A 9,263-nucleotide genomic window follows, 5' to 3' on the forward strand; every position below is an offset into this window, starting at 1 on the left:
TGCTGACGGGCATCCGTGGCCTGCCCCGCCGCTTCGTGCAAAAAAGCACCGATTGCACGGTATTTCGGCGCCGTCGCGATTTCGGGAGAAAACGCGCCCTTCGGTGCACGAGATCGCAGGTTTTCGGGGCCTTGCGCGCTAGCCGGCCGATTTCCGCCGCGTGCAGGCCCCGCAACGCTTTGCGGGCCGTCGCAAGCGCCGCGCCCAGTCCCGCCGGAACATTTTTACCGATGCCCGCGCCGCGAAAATCGGTAAATATCACCAAATCTCAAGCATCGTGCGGAAGCGGCGAGAGATTTTGTTTCAATTGCGCAAATCCCTGTCCCGAAAGGATTTTTTCGAGATGGGGCCTGACCTGGCACGCGAGTTGCGAAACTTGAGCCGAGAACACGAATCTCATCCGGGCAGTCACGCATTACCGACCCTTTTTTCTCGATCTCAAGGAGAACACTCACCATGGCACTCACGAACAGCATCGAAGACAAAATCGACCGAGGCATCACGGAACTGCGCCGCACGGGCCGCCGTGTCGCGCGCGACACGCGCCACAACGCACGCAACCTCAACTCCGACGTGAAGGACGACGTCCGCTCGCTCGTCGGCGAACTCGAGGATCTGCTGAAGAAGGAAGACGCGGACATCGATTCGCTGCGCAAGCGCCTGAACAGCCGCCTCGAAGAAGTGCGCGGCTCGCTCGACGACGCCACCGAAGACGCCCTGTACCGCCTGCGCGCCCATGCTCGCGAGCAAGCCGATCGCGTCTCGCAAGTGGTCCACGAAAATCCGTGGCAAACGGCTGGCGTGGTCGCCGGCGTCGCCTTCATCGCCGGCCTGCTGCTCGCACGCCGTTAATCCGAATCCGCTTTATCCGCACGCACATAACGCAACTTGCAACGAGGAGAAAAAACCATGCGTCAAGCACTCATGATGAAAGCCGCAGCAGCCGTCGTCGTCGGCAGCTTCGCCCTGGCAGGCTGCACGACCACGCCGCCGAACGAGCCGCAAAGCGCCGCGGCCAATTCGTCGAAGCGTCAGGCGATCAATTCGAGCGTCGACGCGACGCTCTCGCGCCTGTATTCGACGGTGCCGGGCTCGCGTGAGCTGGTGGCCAAGTCGCGCGGCGTGCTCGTGTTCCCGAGCGTGCTGCAAGCCGGCTTCATCGTTGGCGCACAGACCGGCAACGGCGCCCTGCGCGTGGGCGGCAGCACGGTCGGCTACTACAACACCTCGTCGCTGTCGTTCGGCCTGCAGGCCGGCGCGCAATCGAAGGCCGTGGTGTTCCTGTTCATGACGCAGGACGCGCTCGACAAGTTCCGCGGCACGGACGGCTGGTCGGCCGGCGCCGACGCCTCGGTCGCCGTCGTGAAGATCGGCGCGAACGGCGCGGTGGATTCGAACACGGTCACGTCGCCGGTCGAAGCCATCGTGCTGACCAACGCGGGCCTGATGGGCGACCTGTCGGTCAACGGCACCAAGGTCACGCGCATCAACCCGTAAGCGCACGGGCCCTGCCGGGCCTCCACGCTTGGAAGCGCCGCGGCTCGCGCCGCGGCGTTTTTTTGTCTGCGCGCAGGGCTTGCCCCGCCGCAACGCTACCCGCCCTCGCGAGTTGCAGGCATACTCGCGGCATTCCGGGCGCCATCGGACGCCTGCGCCGCCGGCGCGCGTCCGTCCCAATTACAAACAAGCCGTTCGAGCCACATCATGGAAAGCGGTAAAGACCACCAGAAATTCTTCCACCTGTTGCTGGCCATCGTCACGATCGGCTTTTGCTGGATCCTCGTGCCGTTCTTCGGCGCGATCTTCTGGGGCACGATTCTCGCGATCCTGTTCCAGCCCGTGCAGCGCTGGTTCGCCGCGCATTTCGGCAAGCGCCGCAACCTCGCCGCGCTCGTCACGCTGTCGCTGATCGTGCTGATCGTGATCATCCCGCTGACCTTCGTGGCCGCCACGCTGGTGCAGGAAATCGCGTTCGCCTATCAGCAGATCAAGGCCGCGCAGCCGAACATGACGGGCTGGTTCCAGGACATCGTGCATGCACTGCCTGCCTCGATCCAGCGCATCCTGCGCAGCTATGGCCTGACCGACATCGCCAGCGTGCAGAAGAAGCTGACCGACGGCGCCGCCGCGATCAGCCAGTTCGTCGCGGCGCAGGCCTTCAGCATCGGCCAGAACGCGTTCCAGTTCATCGTCAGCTTCGGCATCATGCTGTATCTCGTGTTCTTCCTGCTGCGCGACGGCGGCGAGATCGGCCGCCGCGTGCGGCGCGCGCTGCCGCTCGACGAGGATCACAAGCAGTTGCTGCTGACCAAGTTCACGACGGTCGTGCGCGCCACCGTGAAGGGCAACATCGCCGTGGCGCTGGTGCAGGGCGCGCTCGGCGGCCTGATCTTCTGGATCCTCGGCATCGACGGCGTGCTGCTGTGGGGCGCGCTGATGGCGTTCCTGTCGCTGCTGCCCGCGATCGGCGCGGGCCTCGTCTGGGGGCCGGCCGCGATCTATTTCGGCGTGACCGGGCAGATCTGGAAGTGCGTGATCCTGGTGGTGTTCTGCGTCGGCGTGATCGGCCTGGTGGACAACCTGCTGCGCCCGATCCTGGTCGGCAAGGACACCAAGATGCCCGACTGGGTGGTGCTGATCTCGACGCTCGGCGGCATGGCGCTGTTCGGCATCAACGGCTTCGTGATCGGCCCGCTCGTGGCGGCGCTGTTCATGGCGAGCTGGGACATCTTCGCGCGCGCCGATCAGAACCCCTGACGCGCGGCGCATCGCGCCGCCCCAACAAGAACGGCGCGAGCATGCTCGCGCCGTTTCCTTGTCGGCCGGCTTCACGCCGGCGCCATCGCACTCAGTCGAACTTGAAGCGCATGTCCTTCACGACCGCCTGCTGGCCCCAGAAGAACGAACAGACGCGGCCCGTTTCGGCGACCACCGCATCGCTGCCGGCGCCCTGCGCCTCGTCCACCGGGCGGCAGCCGCCCGTGATCGAGACGTTGCGCGTGCCCTGCTTCGACAGCGGGAATTCGTTGCTGTCGTCGTCGGGCACCGCGTGCGTGAGCGTGACGCTCTCGACGTAATCGTCGGGCAGCATGAACACCGGCGCGTCGTCCACCCACAGCGTGTAGTAGTCGTGCTTGAACGGCGTCTGCTCGATGCAGAGCTTCGATTTGTGGGCGCCTTGCGTCTGGGTCTGGCAAAGCGGCGCGGCGTGGGCCGCGGCGGCGGCGCACAGCAGCGCGCCCGCCAGGCCCGCGCGCAGCGCGAGTCGTGTCGTCATGGCTGGTTTCTTCCCGGAATATGACGCGGAGTGGAATTGTCCGGTGGACGCCGACGCGCGTGCTCGTGCATCGATGCTCACCGTGGCCGTGATCCGCTTTCGGCGCGTGCCATCTTACTAAACTCCGGATACCTGATGAAAAAAGCCCGGCCGAGCGGAGGCTCGGCCGGGCGCGATCCGACCCGGCGTTGCGGCGCGAACGCCTGGCGTCAGAACGTCGTGCGCAGCCCCACCATCACGCTGCGGCCGCCTTCCGGCGCGATGTCGCGCACCACCGAGCTGGCGTAGCGGATGTCCTGATTCGTCAGGTTGTCGCCGCGCACGTAGGCCAGCCAGTGCGTCGCGCCCACGTGGAAGCGGTAGGTCAGCACCACGCCGAGCGAGGTGTAGCTGTCGGTCGGCAGATCGTTCTCGGGCACGCGATGCTGCGCCCACGCGTGCGTGACCTGCGCGCGCGCGCCGAACGGGCCATAGCCGTAATCGGCGGCCAGCGAGGTGCGCAGCGGCGAGATGCGCGGCAGCGGCTCGCCCGTCTCGGCGTTGCGCGCGTGCGTGTAGTCGCCGGTCAGTTCGATGTCCAGACGATGCGCGCCCTTCTGGAACGCGCGCCACTTGCTGTCCCACTCGATGCCGTAGAACTCGGCGCGCACGCCGCGGTAGTTGGCTTCGCTGAGCGCGTCGTCGGTGCCGGGCGCGACCGGTTCGCCGTCGTCGTCGACGAGGCGGCCGGTGTTGAACTCGGTCAGGTAGTTCGTGAAGCGCGTGTAGAACACGCCGATGCTGCCCTTGTTCGGGCCGCTCGCGTAGCGCAGCGAGAGATCGGTCGAGATCGCCTTCTCCTTCTGCGCGGCCGGGTTGCCGATCAGGTACTGGCCGGTGGCGTCGTGCGGGCCGTTCGCGTACAGCTCGTAGAACGTGGGCGCGCGCTCGGTGTACGACACGCTGCCGGCCACCGACCACACCGGGTTCAGCTTCAGCAGCGAGCCGAACGACACGCTGCCCGCGGTGAACGTGCGCGCGCTCGCGCCGGCGAAGCGCTCGTTGCCGGCCGGCGTCGGATCGACCTTGATGTGCTCGATGCGCCCGCCCAGGCTGAACTTCAGCGCCTGGGTGGCCTGCCATTCCTCGAGGCCGAACAGCGCGACGTTGGTGGTCTGCGTGGTGGGCACCAGCGCTTCCTCGCCGAGCGCCGAGAACGTGTTCTGCGAGGCCTGCACGCCGAACGCGCCCTCGAACGGGCCGATCTTGCGATGGCGTGCCTCGATGCGCATTTCGTAGCCGTGGTTGCGGAACGTGGTGCCCGTCTCGCCGTTGTCGATTTCCTTGTGTTCGTAGTCCGTATAGCCGAAGTCGAACTTCAGTTGCGAGATCGGGCCGGCGATGTTGCGGATCTCGGACGACGCGGCCACGTGCTGCTGGCGCATGCGCAGGCGCACGTCGCTCTCGGCCACCGAGCCGTAGTTCGATTCGAAGCCGCTGTACGACAGGCCCGCGTAGCCGTCGGCCCAGGTGTAGGCGCCGCCGACCGCGCCGCCGTGCTGACGGCCGTCGCTGTTCGGAATGTTGCCATCGGTCTGTTCGGCGTCGGGGCCGTCGAGCGCGCGCTGGCGATCCGAGTGCGCGTAGCCGGGAATCCGCAGCTTGCTGGTTTCGCGGTCGAACGCGTCCACATGGAACGCGAAGCGGCCGTTGCCGCCCTCCACCATCGCCGCGCCGGCGCGCGCGTCGTTCGCGCCGCCGTAGCTGGCGTCGACCGCGCCCGACACGCCCTTCAGCGCTTCGCGCGGGATCCGGTTGTCGATGCTGTTGACCACGCCGCCCACTGCATTGCCGCCATACAGCAGCGCCGCCGGGCCGCGCACGATCTCGACGCGCTCGACCGTCAGCGGATCCTGCGGCACCGCGTGGTCGTACGACAGCGACGAGGCGTCGAACGCGGCCACGCCGTTCTGCAGCAGGCGAATGCGGTCGCCGTCCATGCCGCGGATGATCGGGCGGCCGACCAGCGGGCCGTAGGTGGTGGTCGACACGCCCGGCAGGCCGTCGAGCGAACCGCCAAGCGAATCGGCGCGGCGCAGCGCCAGCGCGTCGCCGCCGATCGAGGCGGTCGGCGAGATCAGTTCGGCGTCGCCGGTGGGGTTGGCGGTCACGAACACGGGGTTCAGCGAGAGCGCCGGCGTGGGTGTGGACGTGGCGGGAGTGGCCGCCGACTGCGCATAGGCCAGGCTGGCGACGAACATCAGGGTGAGAGGCGGCAGCCCGCGCGCGGCGGACAGGGAACGGGAACGGACGGAGTCGCGCATGGTGAACGGTGGTGGTGTCGTTGGATGAGAGCCGGACCTGAGCCGACGCCGCCGTATCACCCACCAATACGTCACGTTATAACGTATCATTTCAGCCGCGCGGTGGGCCGTCATGAGACGGCGACCTCCACGCGACCCGGCCGGGTGGCACGCGCGGGGTCGAAATCAAGTTGAAAACAAACTGTATTCAGATATGTTATATCATTTCAGTTTGTAACAACAAGCACGGCAATCGAAAGAATGCGCGGAGAGGTTCTGTCAGGCGGGGAAATGTGGCGGCGCGGCACCGGCGCATGGCGGTGCGGGCCGGGCGCGAACGGCGAACGCAGGCGCGGCGGAGCGCCCCGCGCGCATCGAAGCGGGATGAAAGCCGCTGCAAGCGAATGACGAGCAAGACTTCGTAAGCGCCTTTAATCGCGCTTAATCGCCCGAAATTGACGCTGCGGCGCCGTACCCGAACAATGGGAACTGTCTCGCGATCGCCGTCCGGCAACCCCGGCGCTCGGTGATCAGAGGCGGCCAGACCTCCAGTCGGACTCCCCCTCTTGACTGGAAAATTGCAAGCCACGGAGCAATCCGTGGCTTTTTTTTCTGTGCGCTCAGGCGTCGCCGGCCACGCGCAGCACGAGCTTGCCGCGATGGCTGCCGTCGAACAGCCGGTTCAGCACGTCCGGCGCGTTCTCGAGCCCGTCGGCCACGGTTTCCTCGGCCTTGATGCGCCCGTCGCGCAGCCAGCCGGCCAGTTGCTGCACGGCTTCGCGGTTCTTGCGGTAATCGAGGATCAGGAAGCCGCGCAGCGTCAGCCGCTTCGAGATCACCACGCCGAAATCGTCGCCCGCGCGGCCCTGATTGTTGTAGCTCGAGATCACGCCGCACATCGCCACGCGCCCGCCGATCACCATCCGCGACAGCACCGCGCGCATCACCTCGCCGCCCACGTTCTCGAAGTTCACGTGCACGCCGTCGGGCGTGGCCGCCTTCAGCGCCTGCTTCCAGTCGGGTGCCTTGTAGTCGACGGCGGCGTCGAAGCCGAGCGTCTCGGTCAGATAGCGGCATTTGTCGGGGCCGCCCGCGATGCCCACCACGCGCGCGCCGTGAATCTTGCCGATCTGCCCCGCGATCGAGCCGACCGAGCCGGCCGCCGCCGAGACGACGAGCGTCTCGCCCGGCTGCACCGGCGCGATGTCGGTCAGCCCGTAATACGCTGTCAGCCCGCTCATGCCGCAGGCGCCGAGCAGCGTCGGCAGCGGCAGCCCGAGTTCGGGCAGCTTGAGCAGCTTCGGCGCGTCCTCGGCCGTCACGTGCGCGTAGTCCTGCCAGCCCACCAGGCCCTGCACCAGATCGCCCACGGCGAACTTCTCCGCGCGCGACGCCACCACGCGGCCGATGCCGAGCGCGCGCATGGTTTCGCCGATCGCCACCGGCGGCAGGTATTGCGGAATGTCGCTCATCCACACGCGGTTGGTCGGATCCATCGACAGATACAGCACGCGCACCAGCAGTTCGCCCTCCTGAAGATCGGGCAGCGGCGTCTCGACCAGCGAGAAATGTTCGGCGCCGACGCGCGCTTCGGGGCGCGCCTTCAGGCGCAACTGACGGTTGATGGCATCAGGCATGGTGTCTCCTCGTCCTCGGTAAAGGGAAAAGCGGCGGATCGCGATCGCGCCGGCCGTGCGCTCAGATCGCGCACAGCCCGCCGTCGATCACGAGTTCGGCGCCGGTCACGTAACGGCTCTCGTCGGACGCGAGATAGATCGCGGCCCAGGCCACGTCGTCCGGTTCGCCGAGGCGGCCCATCGGCACGCCGCGCGCGAGCTTGCGGGTGGCCGCGTTCTCGCCGAGCTGCTGAAAGAACGGCTCGACGATGCCGGTGCGGATGAACGACGGGTGCAGCGAATTGCAGCGCACGCCGGTCTGCTTGCGCGCGCAATCGACGGCGATCGATTTGGTCAACGAAGCCACGGCCGCCTTCGACGCGTTGTAGGCCGTGTATTCCGGCTCGTGCTTGAAGGCCGCGACCGACGACACGTTGATGATCGACCCCGGCTGGCTGTCGCGCAGAAACGGCAGCGCATGGCGCACGCCGAGCACGATGCTTTCGACGTTGATGTCCATCACGCGCCGCCATTCCTTCTGCTCGATCTGCTCGACGGTGCCGAGTGAGCCCACGCCCGCGTTGTTGACGAGTACCGACAGCCCGCCCATCGCCGCGTTCGCCTCGGCCGCGAGCGCCTGCCAGCGCGCGTCGTCGCGCACGTCCTGCTCGGCGCACCACGCCACGCGGCTGCCGGCCGCCGCGTTCAGCTCGCCTGCGAGCGCGTCGAGCGCGGCCTGCTGCGCGGCCACGTCGGTCAGGAACAGCTTCGCGCCCTGCTCCGCCATGCGCGTGGCCATCGCGCGGCCCAGCCCGCCCGTCGCGCCCGTGATGAACGCGCATTTGCCCGCGAGCCGCGGCCCTCCGATCGTCGTCATGCTTGCTCCTCGAATTCGTTGCACGCGGCACCGGTGCGCCGCGCGTCGCCACTATACCGACAGATATCCGCCGTCGACGTTGAGCACCGCGCCCGTGGTGTAGCTCGCCGCGGGCGACGCCAGAAACAGGATCGCGCCGGCCATCTCCGACGGCGCGGCCACGCGGCGCATCGGCACGTGCGCGAGCACCTGGTCGAGCACGGCGGGATTCTTCGTCAGCGCCGAGGCGAACTTCGTGTCGGTCAGGCCCGGCAGCAGCGCGTTGCAGCGCACGCCGCCGGCCGCGCATTCGACCGCGAACGCCTTGGTCATCGAGATCACCGCCGCCTTCGTGATCGAGTAGATGCCCTGCTGGTCGCCCGGAATCACGCCGTTCACCGATGCCACGTTGACGATCGCGCCGCCGCCGTTCGCGGCCATCCGGCGCGCGCCGTGCGTCGACATGAAGAAATAGCCGCGGATGTTGACGTCGACCGTCTTCTGGAACGCGTCGATCCCGGTGTCGACGATCGGGCCGTAATACGGGTTCGCCGCGGCGTTGTTGACGAGGATGTCGAGCCGGCCGTGCTTCGCGTCGAGCGCGGCGTAGAGCGCCTCGATCTGCCCGGGCTCGCCGATGTGGCAGGCGGCCGGTTCGGCCGAGCCGCCGTCGGCGACGATCGCGTCGGCCACGCGGCGGCAATCGTCGATGCGCCGGCTCGACACGATCACGTGCGCGCCGCACGCGGCGAGCAGGCGCGCGGCCTCCTCGCCGATGCCGCGGCTCGCGCCGCTGACGAGGGCGATCCTGCCGGACAAATCGAACAGAGCGGATGCGGTCATCGTGATGGGTTCCTCTGGATAACGAAGGGATGCGGCTCAGCGATGCGTGACGAGCGCGGCGTCGGCCGCCGTGTCGAGGTGCGGCCAGGCGTTGTAGGTGACGAGCCGCGCGCCGCCGCGGCCCACGTGAATGCGCGACACGCTGGTGTTGACGAGCGGCCAGGCGAAATCGAAACCGCGCTGCGGCGGCGCGCCGGCCAGCTGCGCGACGATCGCGCCGATCGGCCCGCCCGACGACACCACCCAGGTTTCGCCGTCGCGCGCGGCCTCGCGCAACAGCGTGTCCCAGGCGTCGAGCACGGCCGCGCGGAATGCCGGCCACGGCTGCGCGTAATCGGCGTCGGCCTGGCCCGAAGTCCAGCGCGCCACCGCGCCCGCGAACAGCGTCT

The 9,263-nt window shown here is 67.9% G+C and carries 10 protein-coding genes; 3 read left to right on the forward strand and 7 right to left on the reverse strand.

Annotated elements, in window-relative coordinates; translation table 11 throughout:
• Positions 1-265: hypothetical protein (locus G3N92_RS26790; RefSeq protein ID WP_206130608.1), on the reverse strand; the 265-nt coding region annotated here is incomplete at its 3' end.
• A gap of 191 nt (positions 266-456) precedes the next feature.
• Between G3N92_RS26790 and G3N92_RS26795 the strand changes: the two genes are divergently transcribed.
• The 3 genes from G3N92_RS26795 to G3N92_RS26805 all read left to right on the forward strand — a co-directional run bounded on the left by G3N92_RS26795 (position 457) and on the right by G3N92_RS26805 (position 2,757).
• Positions 457-852, forward strand: coding sequence for a DUF883 family protein (locus tag G3N92_RS26795; RefSeq protein ID WP_206130609.1), 396 nt, complete (start codon positions 457-459; stop codon positions 850-852).
• 57 nt (positions 853-909) lie between these two features.
• Positions 910-1,497: a YSC84-related protein gene (locus tag G3N92_RS26800; RefSeq protein WP_206130610.1), complete on the forward strand. Its 588-nt coding sequence runs from the start codon at positions 910-912 to the stop codon at positions 1,495-1,497.
• A gap of 207 nt (positions 1,498-1,704) precedes the next feature.
• Positions 1,705-2,757 (forward strand): AI-2E family transporter, encoded by a 1,053-nt coding sequence (locus G3N92_RS26805; RefSeq protein WP_206130611.1) that lies wholly within the window; start codon positions 1,705-1,707, stop codon positions 2,755-2,757.
• Between the two features lie 91 nt (positions 2,758-2,848).
• Here the strand turns inward: G3N92_RS26805 and G3N92_RS26810 are convergent, their stop codons facing one another.
• The 6 genes from G3N92_RS26810 to G3N92_RS26835 form a co-directional block, all read right to left on the reverse strand.
• Positions 2,849-3,277: a hypothetical protein gene (locus tag G3N92_RS26810; RefSeq protein WP_206130612.1), complete on the reverse strand. Its 429-nt coding sequence runs from the start codon at positions 3,275-3,277 to the stop codon at positions 2,849-2,851.
• A gap of 209 nt (positions 3,278-3,486) precedes the next feature.
• Positions 3,487-5,580: a TonB-dependent receptor gene (locus tag G3N92_RS26815; RefSeq protein ID WP_241015037.1), complete on the reverse strand. Its 2,094-nt coding sequence runs from the start codon at positions 5,578-5,580 to the stop codon at positions 3,487-3,489.
• Positions 5,581-6,179: 599 nt separating this feature from the next.
• Entirely contained in the window at positions 6,180-7,196 is a 1,017-nt protein-coding gene (locus G3N92_RS26820; RefSeq protein ID WP_206130613.1) for an NADP-dependent oxidoreductase, read from the reverse strand.
• 61 nt (positions 7,197-7,257) lie between these two features.
• On the reverse strand, positions 7,258-8,052 hold the full coding sequence (locus G3N92_RS26825) for an SDR family oxidoreductase (RefSeq protein ID WP_206130614.1): 795 nt from the start codon (positions 8,050-8,052) through the stop codon (positions 7,258-7,260).
• 51 nt (positions 8,053-8,103) lie between these two features.
• Positions 8,104-8,874: an SDR family oxidoreductase gene (locus G3N92_RS26830; RefSeq protein WP_206130615.1), complete on the reverse strand. Its 771-nt coding sequence runs from the start codon at positions 8,872-8,874 to the stop codon at positions 8,104-8,106.
• A gap of 36 nt (positions 8,875-8,910) precedes the next feature.
• Positions 8,911-9,263, reverse strand: a 353-nt coding sequence (locus G3N92_RS26835; protein WP_206130616.1) for a histidine phosphatase family protein, incomplete at its 5' end; no start/stop codon positions are given.

The organism is Burkholderia sp. Ac-20379 (assembly GCF_017104645.1).
GTDB lineage: Bacteria > Pseudomonadota > Gammaproteobacteria > Burkholderiales > Burkholderiaceae > Burkholderia.

Bases quoted from the DNA above. Each gene is read 5' to 3' on its own strand.
- G3N92_RS26795 (WP_206130609.1), top strand. From the start codon at position 457: ATGGCACTCACGAACAGCATCGAAGACAAAATCGACCGAGGCATCACG.
- G3N92_RS26800 (WP_206130610.1), top strand. From the start codon at position 910: ATGCGTCAAGCACTCATGATGAAAGCCGCAGCAGCCGTCGTCGTCGGC.
- G3N92_RS26805 (WP_206130611.1), top strand. From the start codon at position 1,705: ATGGAAAGCGGTAAAGACCACCAGAAATTCTTCCACCTGTTGCTGGCC.
- G3N92_RS26810 (WP_206130612.1), bottom strand. From the start codon at position 3,277: ATGACGACACGACTCGCGCTGCGCGCGGGCCTGGCGGGCGCGCTGCTG.
- G3N92_RS26815 (WP_241015037.1), bottom strand. From the start codon at position 5,580: ATGCGCGACTCCGTCCGTTCCCGTTCCCTGTCCGCCGCGCGCGGGCTG.
- G3N92_RS26820 (WP_206130613.1), bottom strand. From the start codon at position 7,196: ATGCCTGATGCCATCAACCGTCAGTTGCGCCTGAAGGCGCGCCCCGAA.
- G3N92_RS26825 (WP_206130614.1), bottom strand. From the start codon at position 8,052: ATGACGACGATCGGAGGGCCGCGGCTCGCGGGCAAATGCGCGTTCATC.
- G3N92_RS26830 (WP_206130615.1), bottom strand. From the start codon at position 8,874: ATGACCGCATCCGCTCTGTTCGATTTGTCCGGCAGGATCGCCCTCGTC.